Raw genomic sequence first — 24,257 nt, 5'->3', positions numbered from 1 at the left:
ATCTCGAACTTTCGGCACGAAGCTATGGCGCACGATCAGGTGCGGGTCTCCCGCGCGCTCCTCTCGGTCTCGGACAAGACCGGCCTCGTCGACTTCGCCCGGGCGCTCCACGCCCGCGGCATCGCGCTGGTCTCGACCGGGGGCACCCACCGGACCCTGCAGGAGGCCGGCCTGCCGGTCACCGAGGTCGCCGACCTGACGGGGTTCCCGGAGATGATGGACGGCCGGGTCAAGACGCTGCACCCAGCGGTCCACGGCGGCCTGCTCGCCATCCGCGACAACCCGGAGCACCAGGCCGCGCTCGCCGCCCACGGCATCGGCGCCATCGATCTCCTCGTGGTCAACCTCTACCCGTTCGAGGCGACCATCGCGGCCGACCGGTCCGACGCCGACTGCATCGAGAACATCGATATTGGCGGCCCGGCGATGATCCGCGCGGCGGCCAAGAACCACGCGGACGTCGCCGTCGTCACCGACGTGTCGGACTATGCCGGCGTCCTCGCCGCCCTCGAGGCGCAGGACGGCGCACTCGGCGCGGATCTGCGCCGGAGCTTGGCGCAGAAGGCCTTCGCCCGCACCGCGTCCTACGATGCCGCCATCGCCAACTGGATGGCGGGCCGCTTCGGCGCCGAGGCGCCGGCCCGGTTCCGGGCCTTCGGCGGTTCCCTGGGCCAGGAACTGCGCTACGGCGAGAACCCCCACCAGTCGGCCGCCTTCTACCGCGCCCCCGGTAAGGTCCGGGCGGGCGTGGCCACCGCCCGCCAGCTCCAGGGCAAGGAGCTGTCCTACAACAACTTCAACGACACGGACGCCGCCTACGAGTGCGTGGCCGAGTTCGACCCGGCCCGGACCGCCGCCGTGGCCATCATCAAGCACGCCAACCCCTGCGGCGTCGCCGAGGGGGCGAGCCTGCTCGAGGCCTACGAGCGCGCCCTGAGCTGCGACCCGACCTCCGCGTTCGGCGGCATCGTCGCCCTGAACCGGACCCTCGACGCCGAGGCGGCCCGCCGGATCGTCGAGATCTTCACGGAGGTGATCATCGCCCCCGACGCCACGCCCGAGGCGGCGGCCATCGTGGCCGGCAAGAAGAACCTGCGCCTGCTGCTGGCCGGCGGCGTGCCCGACCCGCGGGCCGGCGGGGAGACCGTGCGGACCCTCGCGGGCGGGCTGCTGGTCCAGAGCCGGGACGCGGCGGTCGTCGACGACATGCCGCTCACGGTCGTGACCAAGCGCGCGCCGAGCGAGGCCGAGCTGGCCGATCTCCGGTTCGCCTACCGGGTGGCCAAGCACGTGAAGTCGAACGCCATCGTGTACGCGAAGGCCGGCGCCACGGTCGGCATCGGCGCGGGCCAGATGTCCCGGGTCGATTCCTCGCGCATCGCCGCCTGGAAGGCCGCCGAGGGGGCGAAGCGTCTCGGGCTGGCCGAGAGCCTCGCTGTCGGCTCGGTGGTGGCGTCGGACGCGTTCTTCCCGTTCGCGGACGGCCTCATGGCGGCAGCCGAGGCGGGCGCCACCGCGGTGATCCAGCCCGGCGGCTCGATGCGCGACGCGGACGTGGTCGCGGCGGCCGACGAGGCCGGTCTCGCCATGGTCCTGACGGGGCACCGCCACTTCCGGCACTGAGCCGGCGGGCCGTCTCCCGCCCTCCGGGACGGCGCGCCACCTCGGGGGCGGCCGCACCGGTCCGGACGCCCCGGAACGCCCGCGGTCGCGCCGCCGCGCCGCGTTAACGATACGCCGCGATCGGATCGGCCGGGTCGATTGTTTGCCGAGCGGGCGCTCCCGCCCAGCATTGCCGTGAACAGACGCGGTGCCCGACCAAGCTCGGCAATGAATGGTCGGCGTCCGGGAAAACTATCTTTGGTGCAACATTACGGGTGTAATATTCCAAACTTATCGAATAGGCGCGGTGTCTGCGCCGCGGGTTGAAATTTTCTCGGCCGCACGCCATCATCGCGGAGAAATGCGCCGGAAGCTCGCGTGGAGAACTTCCTGGAACAGCTCCGGGTCGAGTGACGAGATGGTGGTCGCAGCGCTGTTGTTTCTCGTGGGATGGCTTCTCGGCCGATCCTACTCGGTGATCATCCTCGCCCTGACCTCGTCGGTAATCCTGTTCACCGCCACGACGATCTTCGTGTCGGTCTACGGGATCGACCTGCTGCGCGTCCTGATCGTGTTGGGATATCTCACCGCGCATCAGGCAGGGTATCTCCTCGGCGCCTATCTCACCGGGTACCCCGAGAGCGATCGGGGGCGGTGAGGCGCATCACCACCACCAGACCAGCCGTCCGGCGTACCCGTTGATCAGGATCCAGAGCCCAGTGGCGACGAGGGACCAGGTAATCACAAGGAGAAGCGGTGGCTTCGTGCCGGGCTGACTGCGCAGAAGTGTCAGGACGGTGTTCACGTTCGATATCCCAGGGGCCCGGTGCGGAGGGAAAGCCGATACGGGCTCGTACCGCATCGGGTTCCACCGGGCCGATTGTCGGCAGGTTAAATCTTGTCCAGGCTCGGGTGACGGGCGCGCCTTCGATGAGCTCAGGGTCGCCGGTCAGATTACTTGCAGTTGCAATAAGTCGCCTCTCGCAACATCAAAAGTTTGGACCAGGACAATTGACGCTCCGGATCCGGTCGGCGGAGGCCTGTTTCCGCCGGGCCTCGATACTTGACACATCCGTATAGGATCAGACGAAACGCAATCCGTGAGGAACCGCACGGGTCGCTATTTCGCCGCCGCGTTGCAGGCTCGACACAAGCGGGATGGCCGCGTCGTGCCGTACGAACGAGAACGCCCAGGCAGCGTGAGCTGCCTGGGCGTCTTTGACACGCGCCGGACCTCGGTCCGGTCGGCTCGCGCCGATCAGGTGTCGGCGAAGATGTCGCGATCCTTGGTCTCCGGCACGAAGAACACGCCGATGATCACCGTCGCGACCGCGATGACGATCGGGTACCAGAGGCCGAAATAGATGTCGCCGGTCTGGGCCACCATGGCGAAGGCGGTCGCCGGCAGGAGGCCGCCGAACCAGCCGTTGCCGATATGGTAGGGCAGCGACATCGAGGTGTAGCGGATCCGGGTCGGGAACAGCTCCACCAGCATGGCGGCGATCGGGCCGTAGACCATCGTGACGAAGAGCACGAGGATGAACAGCAGGCCGATCACCTGCGCGACCTGCGGCCGGAAGATGTCGAACGGGTTCGACATCTTGACGATCTCGGGGTCGCCGGCCTTCGGGTAGCCCGCGGCCTGCAGCGCGGCGGTCGTGGCCTTGTTGGCCTCGACGTTGCCGCCCTGCGGGTACGGGATCTCGGTGTCGTTGACCCGGATCGTGGTGGGCTGGCCGGCCGCGCCGGGGGCGGTCGAGTAGCGGACCGACGACTTCGACAGGAAGTCGCGGGCGAGGTCGCAGGGCTGGGTGAAGACCCGGGTCCCGACCGGGTTGAACAGGGTTCCGCAGGCGGCCGGATCGGCCGTCACCGTCACCTTCACGTTCTCGATCGCCGCCTCGAGCTTCGGGTTGGCCGTCGAGGTGATCCCCTTGAAGATCGGGAAGAACGTCGCCGCCGCGATCGCGCAGCCCGCCAGGATGATGACCTTGCGACCGATCTTGTCGGACAGCCAGCCGAAGACCACGAAGAAGCCGGTGCCGAAGAGCAGCGACCACGCGATCAGCAGGTTGGCCGTGTAGCCGTCGACCTTCAGGATCGATTGCAGGAAGAACAGCGCGTAGAACTGGCCCGTGTACCAGACCACGCCCTGGCCGGCGACGAGCCCGAACAGGGCGATGATCGCGAATTTCGCGTTCCGCCACTGGCCGAACGCCTCCGTGAGCGGCGCCTTCGAGGTCTTGCCCTCCTCCTTCATCTTCTGGAAGGCCGGGGATTCGGAGAGCTGGAGACGGATCCAGACCGAGATGCCGAGCAGCAGCACCGAGACCAGGAACGGGATGCGCCAGCCCCACTCGGCGAAGGCGGCCTCGCCGGTGATGGTCCGGGTCGCCAGGATCACCATCAGCGACAGGAACAGGCCCAGGGTCGCGGTCGTCTGGATCCAGCTCGTGTAGAAGCCGCGCCGGCCGTTGGGGGCGTGCTCGGCCACGTAGGTCGCCGCGCCGCCATACTCGCCGCCGAGCGCGAGGCCCTGGGCGAGGCGCAGGACGATCAGGATGATCGGGGCCGCGATGCCGATGGTCGCCGCGTTGGGCAGGATGCCGACGATGAAGGTCGACAGACCCATGATCAGGATCGTGACGAGGAAGGTGTACTTGCGGCCGACGAGGTCGCCGACGCGGCCGAACACGAGGGCGCCGAACGGGCGGACGATGAAGCCGGCCGCGAAGGCCAGCAGGGCGAAGATGTCGCGCGTGGCCGGCGGGTAGGCCGAGAAGAATTGCGCGCCGATGATCGCCGCCAGCGAGCCGTAGAGATAGAAATCGTACCACTCGAACACGGTGCCGAGCGAGGACGCGAAGATCACCCGCTTCTCGGCCGACGTCATCGGCCTCGCGGCGTCCCCTGTCCGCGCACTCGCGGTTGCCACAGCCATGAAACAGGTCCTCCCAGACGCATTTGGGCGGCCCGCGACACGGATCGCCCGCTCACCGGCCCGATTCCCGGGCGGTTCTGCGCACGGCGCAGATCACCTATGCGTTATCGCACCGATCGGAGCGGTCAACCGGTAAAGCGATCGTGAAGACCCCCATCAACATGGGCGCGTACGCAGTTGTCACCGGAACGACGAAGGGCGCGGCTCGCGCCGCGCCCTTCGCCTGTTCGACGCTTCGGAAGGCCGTCAGTGCGCGTGCGCGCCGGCCGCCCCGATGCCGGTCTCGGAGCGCACGTACTGCGCCTCGAAGGCGGCCCGCTCGCGCTGGGCCCGGCGGGACTTGTCCACGAGGGAGACGACCCAGATCGTCGCGAAGGCCAGCGGCATCGAGAACAGCGCCGGGTTGTCGTAGGGGAAGAGCGGGGCGGGATTGCCCAGCGTGGTCACCCACACGGCCTTCGACAGCACCACCATGATGACCGCCGCGAGCAGGCCGACGAGGCCGCCGGCGAGCGCGCCCCAGGTGGTGGTGCCGCGCCACAGGATCGACATGGCCAGCACCGGGAAGTTGCAGCTCGCCGCCACCGCGAAGGCGAGGCCGACCATGAAGGCGACGTTCTGGTTCTCGAACACGTAGCCGAGGTAGATCGCCACGATCCCGATCACCACGGCCGAGATCTTCGACAGGTTGACCTCGTGCTTCTCGGTGGTGCGCCCGCGGGCGATCACCTGGGCGTAGAGGTCGTGGCTGATCGCCGAGGCCCCGGCGAGCGTGAGCCCGGCGACGACCGCGAGGATCGTCGCGAAGGCCACCGCGGAGATGAAGCCGAGGAAGTACGGCCCGCCCACCGCGTTGGCGAGGTTCACCGCCACCATGTTAGTGCCGCCGATCATGTCCTTCAGCTTGTCGAAGGCGCCGGCCGGACCGAGCTTGAAGTAGACCGGGTCCGACATCAGCAGCGCGATGCCGCCGAAGCCGATGATGAAGGTCAGGATGTAGAAGTAGCCGATCAGGCCGGTGGCGTAGAACACCGACTTGCGGGCGGCCTGGGCGTCCGAGACCGTGAAGAATCGCATGAGGATGTGCGGCAGGCCGGCGGTGCCGAACATCAGGCCGACGCCGAGCGAGATCGCCTCGACCGGGTTCGACACGAGGCCGCCCGGCGCCATGATGGCGTCGCCCTTCGGGTGGACCTGAACGGCGCTGGCGAACAGCACTTCCGGGTTGAAGCCGTACTTCAGCAGCACCGCGCCGGCCATGAAGGTGGCGCCGCCGAGCAGCAGGCAGGCCTTGATCACCTGCACCCAGGTGGTCGCCTTCATGCCGCCGAAGGCGACGTAGACGATCATCAGGACGCCGACGATGATCACCGCGTAGAGGTAGGGCAGGCCGAACAGGAGCTGGATCAGCTTCCCCGCGCCGACCATCTGGGCGATCAGGTAGAAGGCCACCACCACCAGGGTGCCCACCGCCGAGATGATGCGGATCGCGGTCTGGTCGAGGCGGAAGCTCGCCACGTCGGCGAAGGTGAACTTGCCGAGGTTGCGCAGGCGCTCCGCGATCAGGAACAGCACGATCGGCCAGCCGACCAGGAAGCCCGTCGAGTAGATCAGCCCGTCGAAGCCCGAGGTGTAGACGAGGCCGGAAATGCCGAGGAACGAGGCCGCCGACATGTAGTCGCCGGCGATCGCCAGCGAGTTGGTGCCGGCCGAGATGCCGCCGCCCGCCGCGTAGAAGTCGGCGGCCGACTTGGTGCCCTTGGCGGCCTTGTAGGTGATGCCGAGCGTCAGCAGCACGAAGAACAGGAACATCAGGATGGCCGGCCAGTTCGTGGCCGATTGCGCGACGGCACCGAGATCCGGGCCGGCCGCGTAGGCGGCGCTCGCGACGATCGTGGCGAGCGTCAGGCCGAGGAGGAGGCGGTTCATCGGGCCACGCTCCGCTTCAGGGCTTCGCTCAGCGCGTCGAAGCGCGTGTTGGCCCGGGCGACGTAGACCCCCGTGAGCGCGAAGGCGAACAGGATCACGAACACGCCCGCGAACAGGCCGAGGGAGGCGGTGCCGCCGACCTTCACGGCGAGGAGCGACTTGTCGAAGGCGATCAGGCCGATGAAGCCGAAATAGACGACCAGCATCAGGATCGTCAGGATCCAGGCGAAGCGGGTGCGCTCGTGAACGAGCTGCTGGAACTCGGGTGTCCGGGCGATCCGCTCGACCTGCGGATCGGCGGCCGTCTCGCGTGGGCGTGGTCCCGGGGGCGCCGCGCGCCCTCGGGTGTTCAGTGTCGTGCCGCTCATGGGTGTTCCTCCCGCGAGGGCCTGCTCTGGCCCCCCGGTTCTTCGCGTTGAGACTCGTGGTTCTTGTTGGGAGCGGGCGCCGCCCCGGCACCCGCCCCGGTCCGAACCCGCGCCGCCGGGGCGGCGCGGGTGCGATCAGCCCCGGTTCTGCCGGTTCTCGATCAGGTCGTCGACGACGGCCGGCTCGGCGAGCGTCGAGGTGTCGCCGAGCGAGCTGAAATCGTCCTCGGCGATCTTGCGCAGGATCCGGCGCATGATCTTGCCCGAGCGAGTCTTGGGCAGGCCGGGCGCGAACTGGATCAGGTCCGGCGAGGCGATCGGCCCGATATCCTTGCGGACCCAGGTCACGAGCTCCTTGCGCAGGGCGTCGTCGCCCTCCTCGCCGTCGTTCAGGGTCACGTAGGCGTAGATGCCCTGGCCCTTCACGTTGTGCGGGTAGCCCACCACCGCGGCCTCGGCCACCTTCGGGTGGGCGACCAGGGACGACTCGACCTCGGCGGTGCCCATCCGGTGGCCCGAGACGTTGATGACGTCGTCGACCCGGCCGGTGATCCAGTAGTAGCCGTCCGCATCGCGGCGGGCGCCATCGCCGGTGAAGTACTTGCCCGGGTAGGTCGAGAAGTAGGTCTGCTCGAAGCGCTCATGGTCGCCGTAGACCGTGCGCATCTGGCCCGGCCAGGAATCGGCGATGCAGAGATTGCCCTCGCAGGCGCCCTCCAGGACCTTGCCCTCGGCGTCGACCATCTCGGGCTTCACGCCGAAGAACGGCCGGGTCGCCGAGCCCGGCTTCAGGGCGGTGGCGCCCGGCAGCGGGGTGATCAGGATGCCGCCGGTCTCGGTCTGCCACCACGTGTCGACGATCGAGCAGCGCTGGTCGCCGACGACGTTGTAGTACCACTCCCAGGCTTCCGGGTTGATCGGCTCGCCCACAGAGCCCAGCACGCGGAGCGATTGCCGCGAGGTCTTCTTCACCGGCCCCTCGCCGCCGCCCATCAGCGAGCGGATCGCGGTCGGCGCCGTGTAGAAGATGTTGACCTTGTGCTTGTCGACCACTTCCCAGAACCGGGAGGTCGACGGGTAGGTCGGGATGCCCTCGAACATCAGCGTCGTGGCGCCGTTCGCGAGCGGCCCGTACACGATGTAGCTGTGGCCCGTGACCCAGCCGACATCGGCGGTGCACCAGTACACGTCGCCTTCGCGGTAATCGAAGACGTACTCGTGAGTCATCGACGCGTAGACGAGGTAACCGCCGGTGGTGTGCACCACGCCCTTCGGCTGCCCGGTCGAGCCGGAGGTGTAGAGGATGAAGAGCGGGTGCTCGGCCTCCACCGCCACGGCGGGGCACTCGTCCGTCACCTGCTCGGCGGCCTCGTCGTAGTAGACGTCCCGGCCCGCCTCCATGGCGACGCTGCCGCCGGTGCGGCGCACGACGATCACGTGGTCGACGAGGTCGGTCCCGAGACGCTTGATCGCCTCGTCGACATTGGCCTTCAGCGGCACCTTGCGGCCGCCGCGCAGGCCCTCGTCGGCGGTGATCACCACCTTGGAGCCGCAGCCCTGGATGCGCGAGGCGAGGGAATCCGGCGAGAAGCCGCCGAACACGATGGCGTGGATCGCCCCGAGCCGCGCGCAGGCGAGCATCGCGTAGGCGGCTTCCGGGACCATCGGCATGTAGAGCGTGACGCGGTCGCCCTTGCCGACGCCGCGGTTGCGCAGGACGTTGGCCATCCGGCAGACCTGCGCGTGCAGCTCGCGGTAGGTGATGTGCTTGGATTCGTCGGGGTTGTCGCCTTCCCAGATGATCGCGGTCTGGTCGCCGCGGGTCTCGAGATGGCGATCGATACAGTTATGGGCGACGTTGGTCTTGCCGTCCTCGAACCACTTGATCGAGACCTTGCCGGGCTCGAAGCTGGTGTTCTTCACCGTCGAGAACGGCTTCATCCAGTCGATGCGCTTGCCGTGCTCGGCCCAGAACGCGTTGGGATCGGCGACCGAAGCCGCGTACATCTCCCGGTACTTGGCATCGTCCACGTGCGCACCCTCGCGCCACGCGGATTGAACCTCGATCACCTTGCCTACCATGGCGTCCCATCCCTGTTTTGGCGCCCGATCGTATCGCGGTCTCCGCCGCGCAGCCAGGACTTCCAAAGTAACGTAGCCGCCAATCTACGATGACGATATCATCGCAGTTTGGCGCGCTCCTGCGCAGCTCAATTCCCGTGAATAGATTGGGCGCAATGTAAGGGCTGATTGGGGCTTCGATGCTGCGCTGTCAAGCGCGCGCGCCCGAGCCCGCTGTCACCGGCGGCCCTCTGTTTCCGCCCCGCGGGGGTGGGGGGCGCTCACCCCTAGCCGTTGGCCGCCCGCCGCGCGGGCATGATGATCTCCACGAGCGTGCCGTCTTCCGGTCGGGCGGAGAGCTGCAGGCGCCCGCCATTGGCCTCCACGAGCGCCCGCGGCAGCGCCAGCCCGTCCTCGACATCGCCCTGCGGCGCTGCCGCCCGCGGCGCGTGGCCGGCGCCGGTCTCGCGCACCCGCACGGCGATCCCCGCCCGCTCGGCGGACCCGGTGGACACGATGATCTGGCTGCCGGCCGTGGAGCGTCGGATCGCGTTCTCGATCACCAAGCTGGCCGCGCGGCTGACCGAGCGCTCGTCGGCCTCCAGGTCGCCGATATCGGTCGAAAAGCTCGTCCGCATCACGATGCGCCCCCGCGCCGCCTCCCCCTGGAGCTGGGCGACACAGCTCGCCACGACGTCGTTGAGGTCGAGGGCGCGCGGCTCCAGGTGGAGCGCGCCGGCCTCGACGGCGGCGAGGTCCAGGAGCTTCCCGACGCGCTCCAGCATCGCCTCGCCCGAGGCCTTGATCTCGGCGAGGCAGCCCCGGTAGCGCGCGTCCCCGAGGGGGCCGAACGGTTCCTTCAGCATCGCGCCGGCCAGGTCGACGATCCCGGACACGGGCTCGCGGACGGCGCAGCCGAGCCGGTCGAGGGCATCGGCGCGGCCCGGCGCGGGCTCCGGGCCGCCCTCCGCGCTCCGCGCGAGGGCCTCGTCCTCGGCTCGGGCGATCTGGGCCACGCGCCGGCCCGCCGCCGCCGCCACGGTCAACGACATCCGAGCGCCGTCGATGCGCACGATCCGCCGCCCCGGGGCGGTGCCCCTCAGGGCATCGGCGACCGTCAGGACGCTCTCCCGGTCGAAGAGCGTGACGAAGCTGCTGCCGACGATCTCGCGCGGATCGCAGCCGAACAGGCCAGCCGCCGCGCGGTTCAGCGCGACGATGCGCCCGGCCCCGTCCACCGTGACGACGCCCGTGTCCAGCGCGTCCAGAGTCGCCTCGGCGCTGGCCGTCCGCTCGGTCTCAGCGGCGCGGGCGAGGCGCTCGGCCGAGAGGGCGTCGGCGATGTCGGCGTCCTCGACCGGGCGCACGACGAGGCACGTCGCGGTCGCGCCCGACCAGGGGAGGGCGCCGGCCCGGATTTCGACGGGACGGGCGCCGCCGTCGGCCGTCGCGACGGTCGTCCGGCGCGCGGACGGGTCGGCCGTCTCCGCCGGGGGGAGGCCGGGGAGCAATCCCGGGAGACCGAGGCGCGCGAGGCTCGGCAGGTCGGGATGGCCGGTCAGATCGAGGAAGGCGCGGTTCGCCGCGACGATCGCTCCGTCGCGATGGACCAGAACCGGCACCGGCAATCCGCCGAGGAGATCGGATTCCGGGGACGACGGCGCGTCGGCGACCGGCTCGGCCTCCACTGGCCCGGTCTCGACATCGGGATCCGCGGCGGTCGCGCCGGTCTCCGCCGGGCCGGCCTGCGGCGCCGGGAACGGCATGACCGCCCCACCCGCGGTCCGGGGCGACCCCGATCCGGCCTCGTCACCGGCGTAGCGGGCGCCCAGTGCGCGGGCGATCTCGCGGAACGCGGCGTGCTCGTCGTTCGACAGCGGCGCGGCGACATGATCCGCGTCGACCGCGACAGGAATCGCGACAGGAATCGCGACAGGGATCGCGGCGTCGCCGGTCCCGGCCGGGACGGCAGCGGGCTTGGCAACCTCGGACGTTGCCGGCTCCGGCGTCGCGGAGGGCACGGGCTCGGGAACGCGCTCGGGAACGCGCTCGAGCATGGGCTCCGGGGTCGGCTCCGGCGTCGCGACCGGTCTCGGGTTGCCGGCCGGGGCGCTGCGGATCAGGCCGAAGCCGCCGAAGCCCGAGAAGGCCGCGTCGCCCCGCCCGAGCGGGGCCCCGGACAGGTCGACCCGGAACGCCCCGGTGCCGGCATCGAGGACCGCCGGTTCCCCGCGGAAGGTGCGCCGGTCGCGCAGGGCCGCCAGCACGGCGTCGGCGCCGGAGAGGCGCCCGCTCTCGGCCAGATCCTGCCAGCGCTGCCCGACCAGCCCGGCGAGCGCCTCCGGGCCTGTGAGGGTCGTCAGGACACCCGCGGCATCGAGGCGCCAGAGGAAGCGGTCGTCGCGCCGGAGCGGAGTCGCCGGAGGCGATTGCGGCTCCTTGGGAAGCGCCCGCGCCGCCACCGGATGCCCGGCGGGCGCGTCGACCGACGGATCGAGCGGGCGGATCGGACGCGCGCGGCCAGACGCCACCGGCGCGGTCGGCACGACGAGGATCGCGGGCCGGCCGTCGGCCTGCGCGCCGCGCGCCAGCCAGCACAGGACCGGCGGCGCGATCCGGCGGACATCGAGGCGCAGGCGCGCGAGGCGGGGCGCGGCGTCACCCGCCACCGCGGTCGCGATCTGCCGGGTCAGGTCGGCGAGGGCCGGGCCGTCCAGAACCGCGGCGAGACCCGCCGCCGCTTCGGACGCGGACAGGATCCGGGCCTCCGACGGATCGATCACGAGATGCACGGCGTCGCGCGCGCCCAGAGCGGCCGCCAGCGCGGGCAGGCGCTCCCAGGTCGCGAAGGCAGTCCCCAGCCCGGGCGGGGCTGCAGCGGCCGTCGGTGTCACTGTCGTCTCCAAAGCCCGCGACCTCGAACCCTAACGCGATCCTGACGCTCAACGGTCCCGCTTTGCCCGAGAAACGCGCGCGACCGTAGCCCTATTGTAAACTCCCCCGCGCCGCGGCGCTGGACTCTCGGCGCAACCGTCACACGTTTACGTTATGTCAACCTTAACGCCGTGAGCGCGGGTGGCATATGGCGGCGAATCAGTTATTGTGCACCGCACAAAGCGCCATCCACAGGCCAATGAAGAGAGGAGACGACGTATGAGCAACCCCCCGAACTACGAAGTTCCGGCCGAGATGCGCGACTTCGCCGAGAAGAGCGTCGAGCAGGCCCGGAAGGCGTTCGACAGCTTCATCGGCGCGGCTCGCCGCACCGCCGACACCGTGCAGGGCTCTGCCGAGCTGGCGCGCTCCAACGCGCTGGACGCGTCCTCGCGCGGCTTCGAGTATGCCGAGCAGAACGTGAACGCGGCCTTCGACCTCGCCCAGAAGCTCGTCCGCTCCAGGGACATGCAGGAGGCGATGCAGCACCAGGCCGAGTTCGTCCGCAGCCAGTTCGCCGCCATCCAGGCCCAGGCGAAGGAGTTCAGCGGCCTCGCGCAGAGCGCGATGCAGCAGGGCGCCGAGCGCGCCAAGTCGGCGATGCAGCAGGGTGCCGACGAGGCCCGCAAGGCCATGGAGCAGGGCCAGGACGCCGCGAAGCAGACGGCCCAGAACGCCCAGGACGCCGCCGAGCGCGCGTCGCACTGACGCTCGCACCGACGAACGGGGCCGCGGCCCGCTCCCGATCCGGGGGGCGGGCCGTCTCGTTTTCGCCGGTATTGCCGCCGAGAGCCGCCGGGCGGACGCGTTGGGTCCGCGCCGAGTGAAGGGTTCAGGGATGCGCCTCACTGTTTCCGGCCGATCCGGCCTGCGTGGACCTCTCCGTCTGGCGGTCGCCGCTCTGGCGCTCGCCGCCGTCGCTCCGAGTAGCGCGGCCTTCGCCCAGTACTACGACGATCCGGGCTACGACGGCGGTTACCGGCCGGTCCCGCGCCGGGCGCAGCGCGCCCCGGTCGGCTACAATTGCGACGCCGTCCAGCAGGGAATCACCGGCCCGAAGCCGTACTCCTGCCCGCTGCCGGGGCCGCGGCCCCTCGGCGTGCGCTGCTTCTGCGACATGCCGATCGCCTCGTTCAGCCCGCCGCAGACGGCCGTCGGCCGCGTCGTTCCCTGAGGCACAGCCCCGCGCAGGCGACCGCACACGCGACGGGCCGCGCCCCCGGGTGGGATGACGCGGCCCGTGCGGCACAGGCGGGCTAGGGGCGCGGGTGATCCCGCGCCGCGCGCTCAGTTCAGGACGACGACCTTGGCGCCGACCTTCACGCGCTCGTACAGGTCGGTGACGTCGTCGTTGGTCATCCGGATGCAGCCCGACGAGACCGCCTGACCGATCGTGTCCGGCTCGTTGGAGCCGTGGATGCGGTACTCGGTGCTGCCGATATACATGGCCCGGGCGCCGAGGGGGTTCTCGATGCCGCCCGCCATGTAACGCGGCAGGTCGGGACGACGGGCGATCATGGCCTTCGGGGGCGTCCACGACGGCCACTCGCGCTTGGCGGTGATCTTGTTGGTGCCGCTCCAGCTGAAGCCCGGACGGCCGACGCCGACGCCGTAGCGGATCGCCTCACCGTTGCCGAGCACGTAGTACAGGCGCCGCTCGGCGGTGGAGACCACGATCGTGCCGGGCGCGTAGGGCCCGTTGAACGCGACGATCTCGCGGGGGATCGGCTGGACCTGCGCCTGCGGCGCGGCCTGCACGCCCTGGCCGTAGCCCGGGGCGTAAGAGCCCTGGTAACCGTACTGTCCCTGATCGGAGTAGTACTCGTCGGCACTATCCGTGCCGAAGGGATCGTACGACGAAGCGGCGAGGACGGGCGTGGCGGCAAGAACAGACACGCCCAGGAGCGCGGCGAGTGCGGTGACCGTGGTCTTCATGAGTGGCCTACCTGTGCAATAACCTTTGCCATTACAAGCGTGAGCATAGGCTGGCAGTTCCATACTTCCGCCCGGAATTTGCTGTCCGGCGGAATACGCAGGCCGGCTTGGCCGTGCGGTGCGCGATATCACGAACGCGTGCGCGGCTCAGGCGGCCTCGTCCGTGTGGATGTCGAATCGCGCGAGGTGGGCGTAGCCGAAGTTGGTCGAGATGGCGCAGTCGGTGGCGTCGCGGCCGCGGGCCATGACGATGCGGCCGATGCGGGGCCGGTTGTGGCGGGCGTCGAACGTGTACCAGCGCGGTCCCTCTGGGCCCTCGAGGAAGACCTCGAACCACGCGGAGAAGTCCATCGGCGCCGGGTCCTTCGGCACGCCGATATCGCCGAGGTATCCGGTGGCGTAGCGGGCCGGGATGTTCATGCACCGGCACAGGGTGATCGCCAGGTGCGCGAAGTCCCGGCACACGCCCTCGCGCTGCATGAAGGCGTCGTGCGCACTCCGGGTCGCGTCGGCGCGCTGATAGTCGAAGCGGATCCGCTCGTGCGTGTAGTCGACGATCGCCTGGACGCGGGCCCAGCCCTCCGGCGTGCCGCCGAACAGGGACCACGCGGTCTGCGAGAGCTTGTCGGTGTCGCAGTAGCGCGAGCCCAGGAGGAAGATCAGGACGTCGTCGGGCAGGTCCTGGACCGGGATCTGCCGGGCGTCCGGCACGACCGGATCGGGCTCGCCCGAATCCTCGACCGTGAAGTCGGCCGCGATGGTCAGCTGACCGGGCGGCGCGACGATGCGGTGGCAGATGTTGTCGAAGCCGTCCCGGTACGTCCGCGCCTCGAGCGGCGGATCGAACCCGATCGCGTGCGGGGTCAGCACGTCGTCGATCCGCGAGGGATGGACGCTCAGCATCAGGATCATCGGTGTCGGCTGCGACAGCGTGAAAGCGATATCGAAACCGGTCCTGATCTTCATCGGGGCCACCTTGCTCTGTCGCCGTCCGCGCGGAGTCGCCACGCACGCTCGTTCCGAGTCCGGGTGCGCGCGAACTCAACGCGCCAGGGACGTCTCCGGCCCCTGCACGGTTCGGGCCGCCGGCCCGTCGGCCGGCAGTTCCACCACGTCGACGTCGACGCGCATGCCGAGATCGTCGCTGGCGAGGCCGAAGAAGGAGCCGTGCAGCGGCACGGCCTGGGCCGGATCGCGGGTCACCGCCACGCGGATCAGGTCGCGGTTGCCCACGATGCCGTTGGTCGGGTCGAACTCGACCCAGCCGGCGCCCGGGAGGTAGACCTGCAGCCAGGCGTGGGTGGAGCCGCCGCCGACGTGGCGCGCCCGGTCGTTGCGCGGGTTGTAGAGGTATCCGGAGACGAAGCGGGCGGCCATGCCGAGCGCCCGGACGCCCTCCATCATCAGCACCGCGAAGTCCCGGCACGAGCCGAGCTTCGTGCGCAGGGTCGTCAGCGGATCCTGCACGCCCTTCTCGGAGCGGGCGAGATAGGTGAAGTTCGCCCGCACGCTGCGCGTCATCGCGGCCAGCAGCTCCTGCGTCGGGATACGGCCCTGCGGCGGCAGGAAGCTCCGCGCCCAGGCATCGACCTCGTGCCGCGGGTCCGGCCATTGCCGCTCGATGGAGCGGGCGAGGTCCGGCATGTCCTCGGCCCCGTAGCCGAACGGGTAGTGGGTCGCGTGCGGCGCCAGCGGGAAGACCGGCGCGTGCTCCGGGGTGTGGTCGAGGGTGATGCCGCAGTCGAAGGTCAGGGTCTCGGCGCGGGTGTCGAAGGTGGCGACCGCCACGCAGTTGCCGAACACGTCGAACAGCCAGCGCAGGGCGGCCGGCTCCGGGGCGATGTCGAGGGTCGCCGCGATCAGCCGCTGATCGTAGCTGTCGCGCGGCCGGAACATGATCCGGTGCTCGCCGAAGGCGACCGGACGCCGGTACCGGTAGACCGTGCGGTGGCGGACGGAGAGGATCGGCAAGTCGCAGGCTCCGGGCTCGCGCCGACGCGGTCACCGGCGATGCAAGGGCCGGGCCCGGCCGCGCGGAACGCCTCAGACCACCGGCGGGGCCGGGTCGGCGGCGGCGCGCTCGGCCTCGACCAGCACGTCGAGGGGGCGCCACGGCTTGGCGATGAAGACGGCCTCGGCCGGCAGCTCGGGCCGGGGAATGCCGTGGCCCGAGGTGATCACCAGGCGGGCACGGGGCCACAGGGTCGCCACCGCGCGGGCGAGCTGGAGGCCGTCCATCTCGCCGGCCAGCCGGACGTCGGCGAAGACGAGGGCGACGTCGCCCCCGCGCGCCTGGAGGACCGACAGGGCGGCCTCGGCGCTGTCGCACCCGACCACGTCGAGCTCGGTTTCCTCCAAGAGGGTCTCGGCCAGCGCGCGGATCTCGGGATCGTCCTCCACGACGAGCGCGAGACGCGGCGGGCCGGTCTCGGCCGCCACGACGCTCGGCGCGCCCGGGGCGGCCTCGTCGCCCTCGTTCTGCCGGACGCGGCGGACCAGGGCCGCCAGGTGCTCGGGCACGCCCTCGGTGACCAGATCATCGTAGAACGACGCCAGTTTCTGACCGATCTGATCGAGCGGAATACCCGGTGACAGCGTATCGGTGAGCGGCAGGGGTGCGCTCGTCTGGTGCTTTTTCAAGGACTCCCCCCGAAGTCGACTTCCGCGCCGCTCGAGGATGCGGCGCTCGAAGGAGGAAAGTCGGCAATCCGCCGCTGGTTGCGCCGGGCGTTCGGAATCCCGCCCGGCGTCACAGAGCCGTTACTGCGTGGCGAGCCCGGCGTCGGCGTCGGCATACGCCATGATTCCAGAGACTTGGCGGACGTTCTGGTAGCGCGTCCCGCGGGTGCTCATCATCGCCTCGAACTTCTCGTGCACCTGCGCGACCGACAGGCTCAGGGGCTTGCGGTGGCGGCCGCGCCCGACGAAGCGCCCGGCGGCGAAGAAGATCGAGCGGTTGGCCCGGGCCGGCCCCGGGAGCAGGGCCGCCGCGGCGGCGGCCGGCTTGTTCACGACGTTGGCGAGGAACTCCTCGGCGTCGTCCGGTCCGAGGAAGTGCGCGAGGTAGACCTCGCCGAGGGTCAGCTCGCGGCCGATGCGCAGGGCGATGCGGGCCGCGTCGCGCTTCAGCATCTCGCCGGCCATCAGCGCCGAGAGGTACGGGTCGCGGCGCAGTTCCAGCACCCGGGCGCGCTCCGCCGGATCGGTGATCACGGGCCGGTCGTTGGCGTCGGAGGTGATCAGCGCGGCGTCCTTCTCCAGCCCGTACTTGGCGCCGAAGTCGCGAACCACGCCGAGCCAGGTCCGCTCGATGAACTGGTAGAGGCCCGTCGCCGAGGAGGTCTTGGCCTGGACCGCCGTGACGAAGCTCGATTCCTTGTCGGCTACCGCCATCAGCAGCACCGGATCGGTCTGGACCGCCTGGGCCGCCCGGACGATCGTCTGCACGAGGTGGCGCCGGATCTTCATCGGACCGAACTCGAGGATGTCGTTCGGATCGCCGACGGCGCTCTCGGACAGCAGGAAGTCGTACGACACGCGGTCGACCGTGTTGGAGCCGAGCTCGGTGTCGAGGTCGTGCACCGGGGCGAAGCTCGCGGCGGCGCGCAGCGGCGTCTGCTCCAGCGGGGTGCTGAGGGCGACGGTGTGGATGCGCGGGCGCGGCATCGGGAGCTCGGTGGCGGCCTCCGCGACCGACACGGCCGGCGACAGGCCGACCTTGGCGAGGTCCACGCCCGACCCGATCAGCGCGGCGCTGAGGCCGCCGGCGATCATCGAGACGGTGAGCAGGGAGCGGAACAGCGCGGGGCGGCTGCCATGGGCACGGCCCAGCATGGGCTGTGCGGCGATCACGTCGGCGCGGCCCGAGCCGAAATGGCCCTGCTTGCCGGTGATGGTCCTCGGCGATCCGACCGTGCGGCCCTGCATCGTTATCCCGACTCTCCACACGCCGCTGTGGCGCTACGGACTCACCATCGCTTGACAGATGTGGCGACAACACGGCCGCGCTTGTGGCCGAGTTGCGGCGTCCCGTGGAGATTTCGGGGCAGGCCGCCCGTGACTCGCGCGACATCCCTCCTTAAGAGGGCGCCATGCGGGCGCCGGGCGGATGACGCGCGGCCGCCCTTTCCCGTCCGTACTGCCAGAGTCAGCCCCGATGAGCGGCGTCAACGAGATCCGGTCGACCTTCCTCGACTACTTCGCCAAGGCGGGCCACGAGGTCGTGCCGTCCTCGAGCCTCGTGCCGAAGAACGACCCGACGCTGATGTTCACGAACGCCGGCATGGTGCAGTTCAAGAACGTCTTCACCGGGATGGAGAAGCGCGCCTACGACCGGGCGACGACGGCGCAGAAATGCGTGCGGGCCGGCGGCAAGCACAACGACCTCGACAATGTCGGGTACACCGCGCGCCACCACACGTTCTTCGAGATGCTCGGCAACTTCTCGTTCGGCGACTACTTCAAGGACCGCGCGATCGAGCTGGCCTGGACGCTGATCACCAAGGAGTTCGGCCTCAAGCCCGACAAGCTCCTCGTCACCGTCTACGCCGACGACGACGAGGCCGCCGGCCTGTGGAAGAAGATCGCCGGCTTCTCCGACGACAAGATCATCCGGATCGGGACCTCCGACAATTTCTGGCAGATGGGCGATACCGGCCCCTGCGGCCCCTGCTCGGAGATCTTCATCGACCAGGGCCCGGCGCTGCAGGGCGGCCCGCCCGGCTCGCCGGACGAGGATGGCGACCGCTTCCTCGAGTTCTGGAACCTCGTGTTCATGCAGTACGAGCAGCTGGAGCCGGGCGTCCGGAACCCGCTGCCGCGGCCGTCGATCGACACCGGCATGGGCCTGGAGCGCATGGCGGCGATCCTCCAGGGCGTCCACTCGAACTACGACACCGACCTGTTCCGCGCCCTGATCGACGCCGTGGCCCACGCGGTCTCGCGGGCGCCGGAGGCGGCCACGATGGCGTCCTACCGGGTGATCGCCGACCACCTGCGGGCGGCCTCCTTCCTGGTGGCCGACGGCGTGCTGCCGGGCAACGAGGGCCGCGGCTACGTGCTGCGCCGGATCATGCGCCGCGCCATGCGCCACGCCGAGATCCTGGGGGCCCGCGAGCCCACCATGTTCCGCCTCGTGCCGACCCTGGTCCGCGAGATGGGCCAGGCCTACCCGGAGCTGATGCGGGCCGAGAGCCTGATCGCCGAGACGCTGAAGCTGGAGGAGACCCGCTTCCGCCGCACCCTCGAGCGGGGCCTGTCGATCCTCGACGCCGAGAGCCGCGACCTGCGGGAGGGCGACAAGCTCTCCGGCGAGACCGCCTTCACCCTCTACGACACCTACGGCTTCCCCCTCGACCTGACGCAGGACGCCCTCAAGGCCCGCGGCATCGGCGTGGACACCGACGCCTTCGCGGCCGCGATGCAGCGCCAGAAGCAGGCGGCCCGCGAGGCCTGGAAGGGCTCGGGCGAGGCGGCGACCGAGACGGTGTGGTTCGGACTGCGCGAGCGCGTCGGCGCCACCGAGTTCCTGGGCTACGAGACCGAGACCGCCGAGGGCATCGTGACCGCGCTCCTGCGCGACGGCGCCGAGGTGAAGGCCCTCGAGGCTGGTCAGACCGGCCTCGTCCTCGTCAACCAGACGCCGTTCTACGGGGAGTCGGGCGGCCAGGTCGGCGATACCGGCCTGATCCTGGCGCCGGGCGTGCGGGCGCGGGTGACCGACACCCAGAAGAAGCTCGGCGACGTGTTCGTCCATCACGTCACCGTGGAGGAGGGGTCGGTGAGCCTCGACCAGCCAATCGAGTTGAAGGTCGACAACGCCCGACGCAGGGCGATCCGGGCCAACCACTCGGCCACCCACCTGCTCCACGAGGCCCTGCGGCAGGTGCTGGGCGACCACGTCGCCCAGAAGGGCTCGCTGGTCAGCCCCGACCGGCTGCGCTTCGACATCAGCCACCCGAAGCCGATCGAGGCCGACGAGCTCGGCCGCGTCGAGGACATCGCCAACGCGGTGCTGCTGCAGAACGCGCCCGTCGTCACGAAGCTGATGGCCGTGGACGACGCGATCGCGTCGGGCGCCCGCGCGCTGTTCGGCGAGAAGTACGGCGACGAGGTGCGGGTGGTCTCGATGGGGCTGCCGGTCGACGGCGACGCCGCGCAACCGCGCGCCAAGAACTTCTCCGTGGAGCTCTGCGGCGGCACCCACGCCGCGCGCACCGGCGATATCGGGGCGATCACCATCGTGGCCGAGAGCGCGGTGGGCGCGGGCGTGCGCCGGATCGAGGCGCTGACGGCCGACGCGGCGCGCCGTCACCGGGCCGAGGAGGCCCGGACGCTGGCGGCGCTCGCCGGCATCCTCAAGGCGCCGGTCTCGGAGGCGCCCGACCGCCTGACCGCGCTGATGGAGGACCGGCGCCGCCTGGAGCGCGAACTGGCCGAGACCCGTCGCAAGCTCGCCATGGGCGGCGAGGGCGGCCCGGGCTCGGGCGCGCAGCAGACCGAGATCGGCGGAGTGGCCTTCCGCCGCTCCGTCATCGAGGGGCTCGACATGCGCGACCTCAAGCCGATCGTCGACGAGGAGAAGAAGCGCCTGGGCTCCGGCATCGTGGCGGTGGTCGGCATCGGACCGGACGGCAAGGCCGGGCTGGTGGTCGGCGTCACCGACGACCTGACCGCGCGCTACGACGCGGTCGGGCTGGTCCGGGCCGGGGCCGGGGCGCTCGGCGGGAAGGGCGGCGGCGGCCGCCGCGACATGGCGCAGGCCGGCGGCCCGAACGGGGCCGGGGCCGAGGCCGCCCTCGACGCCGTCGCGCAGGCCCTCACCGAGGCCGCCTGAGGCGCGACGGGCCGCGGAAGGGCCGCACCGTCACGGGTGCGGCCCGATCGTCCTCCGCGAGGCCGGCGCGGTCGCCCCGAGAGGCTCCCACGCCCGTTCTAGCCGCGGGCAAATATCACGGCGCCTCTCGCGGGTCCTGCGCCGCTCGGGTTACCGGGGATCAGGCGCCATCACCGGCTGCCGCCGCCGCCACCGCCCTGCGGCGCGACCCGCGACGGCTGGTTGGCATTGCCCGCCGCCGCCGAGTTGTTGGAGATCGTGTCGGCCGGCCGGCCGGTGGGCGAATAGCTCACGGCGGCTCCGTTCCCGGTGGCGTCGATCTGCTGGCTCACCACGCCCGGCGCGCCGGGAGCGGGCGCGACGGGCCGGGCCTCGACCTGGGCGCTGGCCGGCGCGACGGTGGCGAGGGCGAGAAGGGCGGCGAGACATGTCCGGGTCATGAGAATCCTTGCTGGTTCCAGACCCAGGCAACCTCAGTCGCGCGCGATCGATCCCGCGTTGTTGCGACGCGGCACCGCCTCGCCCCGGCGCCCTCCGCGCGCGATCACTTCACGCGCGTCCAGGTCTGCCGCTTGCAGAACACGCTCATGACGCAGCCGGAGACCTCGAGCGAGTCGGGTCCCGTGAGCTTCAGCGAACCGGAATAGGTCTTGCCGTCGTTCGGGTTGTAGAGCGACCCCGAGAAGCCGCCGCCTTCGGGCTGTCGCGCGTCGAGGATCTGGACGCCGACGACGCTGCGGCCTCGCAGGGCCGGGTCCGGGTTCTTCGCGTCGAGCCCCTTCCCGGGTGCGCTGATGATCGTGCCGCAGAAGCCGCCGCCGCAGGGCGCGATGCGGACCTTCGAACTGCCGGTTTCCGTCAGCCATACGCCGGCCGGATCGGCCGCCAGGGCCGGCGCGCACGCCGCGCCCGTCGCGAGCAGGGCCAGAACCGCGCGACGAAACCTCGAACCCATACCTGTTCCTCCCAACCGAGAACGCGGCCGGGTTCTACCGCGATGCCTGCGGCAGCGCACCGCCCAGATACGTCTCGACGACCTCGCAGAACGGCTGCCCGGCCCCGGTCGACAGCACGGCGTCGATTTCGAAGAGCGGATCGTCCGGTCCGGGCGCGGCGCTCCGGACCGGCGCGCGCACCTCGACGGTGCTGCGCACCGGGGCGAGGGGACGCACGACCCGGCCGAAGGGCGTGCGGGTGGTGTCCAGCGTCGCGTTCATCTCCGGCGTGAGCCGGGCCGGTACGTACCAGTTATCCGCCTCGGACAGGACTCGGTCCCCGCAGGCGAGACGGACGCGGCGGTAGCGCACCGGCTCGTCCGGGCCGATCGCGAGACGGGCGCGCTGCGCGGCCGTCAGGGGCTTGTCAGCCACGGGCACGCGTTCCGCCACGAGGTGCGGGTCCCCGGCGAGCTTGTAGTCGGCACACCAGCTCTCGAGGGCGAAGGTCGCGCTGTGCGCCGCGAGGATACGGCTCCGCAGCGAGGCGATGAGCGCCTGCGGCCCGTCGGCGGCGGACGGCGTATCGGCCGGCTTCGGCGCCTCGGCGGCATCGCGCGCCCAGCTCTGCGACCCGGTCACCGCGACCGACCCCAGCAGCACCGCGAGGGCCAGGGGCGGCACCCGGAGCGCCGGTGCGGCCGTTGCGGGCCGCGGGGCCCCGCGCGCCGATCGATCCCGTGCCAGTAATGGCAAAATGCGGACGGCATGGCGGAAAGACTTTCCGGTGTGCCACAGCATCTCGGATCATATCCTCCCAGCTGAACCACCAGATCTTCGCCACGTACCGCCGCATCGAGGCCCGGCAGAACGCTCCGACGGGACGGCTTCCCGGCCGAGCCGGCGACGCGGGCCGAGATCTATACAAGACGCGGCGATCCGTCGAGCCGCCGGGCGGACGGGCCCGGTGCCGACGTCGTGTCTACCGACGGGCGACCGGCGGCAGGTCGGTGCAGAGGCCGAGCCCGGCCTCCGCCGCCAGACCGATCGTCTCGCCGAGGGTCGGGTGGGGGTGGATCGTCCGGCCGATATCGGTGGCGTCGGCGCCCATCTCGATCGCCAGCGCGACCTCGCCGATCATGTCGCCGGCGCTCGGGCCGACGATGGCGCCGCCGACGACGCGCCTGGTCTGCGCGTCGAACAGCAGCTTGGTCAGACCGTAATCGGCGCCGTTGGCGATGGCCCGGCCCGAAGCGGCCCAGGGGAAGCGCGCCACCTCGACGGCCCGCCCGGCCGCCTTCGCGGCCGTCTCGGTGAGCCCGGCCCAGGCGATCTCCGGGTCGGTGTAGGCGACCGAGGGGATCACGGCGGCGTCGAACCCGGCCTTGTGGCCGGCGGCGGCCTCGGCGGCGACGTGGCCCTGATGCACCGCCTTGTGGGCGAGCATCGGCTGGCCGACGCAATCCCCGATGGCGAAGATGTGCGGCACGTTCGTGCGCATCTGGGCGTCCACCGGAACGAAGCCGCCGTCCAGCGCCACGCCGGCCGCGTCGAGGCCGAGCGTCGCCCCGTTGGGCCGGCGGCCCGCGGCCTGGAGCACGAGGTCGTAGGTTCCGGGCTCGGCCTCCCCCGAGAAGGTCACGGCGATCCCGTCCGGTTTCGCCTCGGCGGAGACGACCTCGACCCCCGTCAGGACGCGGTCGAAACGGTGGGCGTTGCGCTTCGTCCAGACGCTGACGAGATCCCGGTCGACGCCCTCGAGCAGGCCGGGCAGGCGCTCGACCACGTCGACCCGCGCGCCGAGCGCGCTGTAGACCGTCGCCATCTCCAGGCCGATGATGCCGCCGCCGATCACCAGGAGCCGGCGCGGCACGGCGGGAAGTTCCAGCGCCCCGGTGGAATTCACGATCCGCGGATCGTCGGGGAGCATCGGCAGGGCCACCGGCGCCGAGCCCGCCGCCACGATGGCGCCCGTGAAGGTGACGTCGCGCGTGCCGCCGTCATGCAGCGTCACCGAGACCGTGTCGGGCCCGGTGAAGCGGGCTCTCCCGCGGACCACCTCGACCTTGCGCTGGCGCGCCATCTGGGCGAGCCCCTCGGTGAGGCGGCGGACGGTGCCGGCCTTGAAGGTCCGCAGCTTCTCCAGATCGACCGTCGGCGCGCCGAAGCTGATCCCGTGCGCGGCCAGCCGGACGGCCTCCTCGGTGACCGCGGCCACGTGGAGCAGCGCCTTCGAGGGGATACAGCCCACGTTGAGGCAGACGCCGCCGAGGGTCGCGTGGCGCTCGACCAAGATGACCCGCTGCCCGAGATCGGCGGCCCGGAAGGCGGCCGAGTAGCCGCCCGGTCCTCCGCCGATCACCAGGAGATCGCAGCCCGCGCCGGCCTGCGGCTTCGGCGGCGGCGCGGCGGGCGTGGGCGCGGGGGTCGGGGCCGAGGCAGGGGCCGGTTCGCCGCGCGCGTCGGTCGCCTCGACCGCGAGGCGGGCGACGAGGGTGCCGGCCGAGACCGTGTCGCCGAGGCCGACCAGCATCTCCACGAGGCGGCCCGCCGCGGGGGAGGGGATGTCCAGCGTCGCCTTGTCGGATTCGACCACCAGCAGGGTCTGGTCCTTGGCGACCGGCTGGCCGGGCGCCACCGGGATCTCGATGACGGGCACGTCGGCGTAGTCCCCGAGATCGGGGACGCGGATGTCGAGGGTCTCGGGCATGGCGGCG

General features: G+C 71.1%; 19 protein-coding genes. 5 read left to right on the top strand and 14 right to left on the bottom strand.

From position 1 onward, the window contains the following. The first annotated feature begins 24 nt into the window (after positions 1–24). Both purH and ACLBX8_RS04460 read left to right on the top strand, forming a co-directional pair. A complete protein-coding gene (purH, locus tag ACLBX8_RS04465) occupies positions 25–1,623 on the top strand; it encodes a bifunctional phosphoribosylaminoimidazolecarboxamide formyltransferase/IMP cyclohydrolase (protein ID WP_091925093.1) in 1,599 nt (532 codons plus the stop codon). A 397-nt stretch (positions 1,624–2,020) separates the two neighbouring features. Further along, positions 2,021–2,260, top strand: a complete 240-nt coding sequence (locus ACLBX8_RS04460) for a hypothetical protein (RefSeq protein ID WP_020092886.1) — start codon at positions 2,021–2,023, stop codon at positions 2,258–2,260. Between the two features lie 600 nt (positions 2,261–2,860). Here ACLBX8_RS04460 and ACLBX8_RS04455 read toward each other — a convergent pair. The 5 genes from ACLBX8_RS04455 to ACLBX8_RS04435 form a co-directional block, all read right to left on the bottom strand. Continuing rightward, on the bottom strand, positions 2,861–4,495 hold the full coding sequence (locus ACLBX8_RS04455; protein ID WP_020092885.1) for an MFS transporter: 1,635 nt from the start codon (positions 4,493–4,495) through the stop codon (positions 2,861–2,863). 294 nt (positions 4,496–4,789) lie between these two features. Next, positions 4,790–6,472 (bottom strand): cation acetate symporter, encoded by a 1,683-nt coding sequence (locus ACLBX8_RS04450; RefSeq protein ID WP_447714659.1) that lies wholly within the window; start codon positions 6,470–6,472, stop codon positions 4,790–4,792. Further along, the gene (locus ACLBX8_RS04445) at positions 6,469–6,840 is read right to left on the bottom strand and encodes a DUF485 domain-containing protein (RefSeq protein ID WP_020092883.1); all 372 of its coding nucleotides are present in this window, start codon (positions 6,838–6,840) and stop codon (positions 6,469–6,471) included. The genes ACLBX8_RS04450 and ACLBX8_RS04445 overlap by 4 nt, the downstream gene beginning before the upstream one ends. Before the next feature lie 135 nt (positions 6,841–6,975). Beyond that, a complete protein-coding gene (gene acs / locus ACLBX8_RS04440; protein ID WP_020092882.1) occupies positions 6,976–8,922 on the bottom strand; it encodes an acetate--CoA ligase in 1,947 nt (648 codons plus the stop codon). A gap of 266 nt (positions 8,923–9,188) precedes the next feature. Further along, positions 9,189–11,795: a PAS domain-containing protein gene (locus ACLBX8_RS04435; protein WP_447714658.1), complete on the bottom strand. Its 2,607-nt coding sequence runs from the start codon at positions 11,793–11,795 to the stop codon at positions 9,189–9,191. A gap of 259 nt (positions 11,796–12,054) precedes the next feature. Here ACLBX8_RS04435 and ACLBX8_RS04430 point away from each other — a divergent pair, with 259 nt between their 5' ends. Continuing rightward, entirely contained in the window at positions 12,055–12,543 is a 489-nt protein-coding gene (locus tag ACLBX8_RS04430; RefSeq protein ID WP_012322487.1) for a phasin, read from the top strand. Between the two features lie 130 nt (positions 12,544–12,673). Beyond that, positions 12,674–13,009, top strand: coding sequence for a hypothetical protein (locus ACLBX8_RS04425; RefSeq protein ID WP_020092880.1), 336 nt, complete (start codon positions 12,674–12,676; stop codon positions 13,007–13,009). Positions 13,010–13,122: 113 nt separating this feature from the next. On the opposite strand, the gene ACLBX8_RS04420 is transcribed toward ACLBX8_RS04425, so the two are convergent. The 5 genes from ACLBX8_RS04420 to ACLBX8_RS04400 all read right to left on the bottom strand — a co-directional run bounded on the left by ACLBX8_RS04420 (position 13,123) and on the right by ACLBX8_RS04400 (position 17,697). Continuing rightward, entirely contained in the window at positions 13,123–13,770 is a 648-nt protein-coding gene (locus ACLBX8_RS04420) for a L,D-transpeptidase (protein ID WP_447680219.1), read from the bottom strand. A gap of 147 nt (positions 13,771–13,917) precedes the next feature. Then, the gene (locus tag ACLBX8_RS04415) at positions 13,918–14,736 is read right to left on the bottom strand and encodes a transglutaminase-like domain-containing protein (protein WP_447714657.1); all 819 of its coding nucleotides are present in this window, start codon (positions 14,734–14,736) and stop codon (positions 13,918–13,920) included. Positions 14,737–14,811: 75 nt separating this feature from the next. After that, positions 14,812–15,741, bottom strand: coding sequence for a transglutaminase family protein (locus ACLBX8_RS04410; RefSeq protein WP_042672246.1), 930 nt, complete (start codon positions 15,739–15,741; stop codon positions 14,812–14,814). A gap of 72 nt (positions 15,742–15,813) precedes the next feature. After that, a complete protein-coding gene (locus tag ACLBX8_RS04405) occupies positions 15,814–16,410 on the bottom strand; it encodes a NepR family anti-sigma factor (RefSeq protein ID WP_447714656.1) in 597 nt (198 codons plus the stop codon). A 120-nt stretch (positions 16,411–16,530) separates the two neighbouring features. Beyond that, entirely contained in the window at positions 16,531–17,697 is a 1,167-nt protein-coding gene (locus ACLBX8_RS04400; RefSeq protein WP_056531990.1) for a transglycosylase SLT domain-containing protein, read from the bottom strand. A 229-nt stretch (positions 17,698–17,926) separates the two neighbouring features. Between ACLBX8_RS04400 and alaS the strand changes: the two genes are divergently transcribed. Then, on the top strand, positions 17,927–20,605 hold the full coding sequence (gene alaS / locus ACLBX8_RS04395; protein ID WP_447714655.1) for an alanine--tRNA ligase: 2,679 nt from the start codon (positions 17,927–17,929) through the stop codon (positions 20,603–20,605). A gap of 170 nt (positions 20,606–20,775) precedes the next feature. Here the strand turns inward: alaS and ACLBX8_RS04390 are convergent, their stop codons facing one another. From ACLBX8_RS04390 to lpdA, 4 genes are all read right to left on the bottom strand, one after another. Continuing rightward, on the bottom strand, positions 20,776–21,045 hold the full coding sequence (locus ACLBX8_RS04390) for a hypothetical protein (protein ID WP_100250768.1): 270 nt from the start codon (positions 21,043–21,045) through the stop codon (positions 20,776–20,778). Between the two features lie 104 nt (positions 21,046–21,149). Further along, on the bottom strand, positions 21,150–21,560 hold the full coding sequence (locus tag ACLBX8_RS04385; RefSeq protein ID WP_020092873.1) for a DUF2147 domain-containing protein: 411 nt from the start codon (positions 21,558–21,560) through the stop codon (positions 21,150–21,152). 34 nt (positions 21,561–21,594) lie between these two features. Further along, positions 21,595–22,341 carry a hypothetical protein gene (locus ACLBX8_RS04380; RefSeq protein WP_447714654.1) on the bottom strand — a complete coding sequence of 249 codons (747 nt, stop codon included), beginning with the start codon at positions 22,339–22,341 and terminating at the stop codon, positions 21,595–21,597. A 181-nt stretch (positions 22,342–22,522) separates the two neighbouring features. Continuing rightward, positions 22,523–24,250, bottom strand: a complete 1,728-nt coding sequence (lpdA, locus tag ACLBX8_RS04375; protein WP_447714653.1) for a dihydrolipoyl dehydrogenase — start codon at positions 24,248–24,250, stop codon at positions 22,523–22,525. Positions 24,251–24,257 lie beyond the last annotated feature (7 nt).

Source organism: Methylobacterium sp. D48H (genome assembly GCF_053345715.1).
Note: the sequence above shows the minus strand (reverse complement) of the source record. Positions and strands in the feature narration are given on the sequence as shown.

What these genes read in the sequence shown, in the direction of transcription:
- ACLBX8_RS04455 (WP_020092885.1), bottom strand. Translation starts at nt 4,495, where the DNA reads ATGACGTCGGCCGAGAAGCGGGTGATCTTCGCGTCCTCGCTCGGCACC.
- alaS (WP_447714655.1), top strand. Translation starts at nt 17,927, where the DNA reads ATGAGCGGCGTCAACGAGATCCGGTCGACCTTCCTCGACTACTTCGCC.
- ACLBX8_RS04415 (WP_447714657.1), bottom strand. Translation starts at nt 14,736, where the DNA reads ATGAAGATCAGGACCGGTTTCGATATCGCTTTCACGCTGTCGCAGCCG.
- ACLBX8_RS04430 (WP_012322487.1), top strand. Translation starts at nt 12,055, where the DNA reads ATGAGCAACCCCCCGAACTACGAAGTTCCGGCCGAGATGCGCGACTTC.
- ACLBX8_RS04380 (WP_447714654.1), bottom strand. Translation starts at nt 22,341, where the DNA reads ATGCTGTGGCACACCGGAAAGTCTTTCCGCCATGCCGTCCGCATTTTG.
- acs (WP_020092882.1), bottom strand. Translation starts at nt 8,922, where the DNA reads ATGGTAGGCAAGGTGATCGAGGTTCAATCCGCGTGGCGCGAGGGTGCG.
- lpdA (WP_447714653.1), bottom strand. Translation starts at nt 24,250, where the DNA reads ATGCCCGAGACCCTCGACATCCGCGTCCCCGATCTCGGGGACTACGCC.
- ACLBX8_RS04420 (WP_447680219.1), bottom strand. Translation starts at nt 13,770, where the DNA reads ATGAAGACCACGGTCACCGCACTCGCCGCGCTCCTGGGCGTGTCTGTT.
- purH (WP_091925093.1), top strand. Translation starts at nt 25, where the DNA reads ATGGCGCACGATCAGGTGCGGGTCTCCCGCGCGCTCCTCTCGGTCTCG.
- ACLBX8_RS04445 (WP_020092883.1), bottom strand. Translation starts at nt 6,840, where the DNA reads ATGAGCGGCACGACACTGAACACCCGAGGGCGCGCGGCGCCCCCGGGA.
- ACLBX8_RS04390 (WP_100250768.1), bottom strand. Translation starts at nt 21,045, where the DNA reads ATGACCCGGACATGTCTCGCCGCCCTTCTCGCCCTCGCCACCGTCGCG.
- ACLBX8_RS04385 (WP_020092873.1), bottom strand. Translation starts at nt 21,560, where the DNA reads ATGGGTTCGAGGTTTCGTCGCGCGGTTCTGGCCCTGCTCGCGACGGGC.
- ACLBX8_RS04400 (WP_056531990.1), bottom strand. Translation starts at nt 17,697, where the DNA reads ATGCAGGGCCGCACGGTCGGATCGCCGAGGACCATCACCGGCAAGCAG.
- ACLBX8_RS04425 (WP_020092880.1), top strand. Translation starts at nt 12,674, where the DNA reads ATGCGCCTCACTGTTTCCGGCCGATCCGGCCTGCGTGGACCTCTCCGT.
- ACLBX8_RS04460 (WP_020092886.1), top strand. Translation starts at nt 2,021, where the DNA reads ATGGTGGTCGCAGCGCTGTTGTTTCTCGTGGGATGGCTTCTCGGCCGA.
- ACLBX8_RS04450 (WP_447714659.1), bottom strand. Translation starts at nt 6,472, where the DNA reads ATGAACCGCCTCCTCCTCGGCCTGACGCTCGCCACGATCGTCGCGAGC.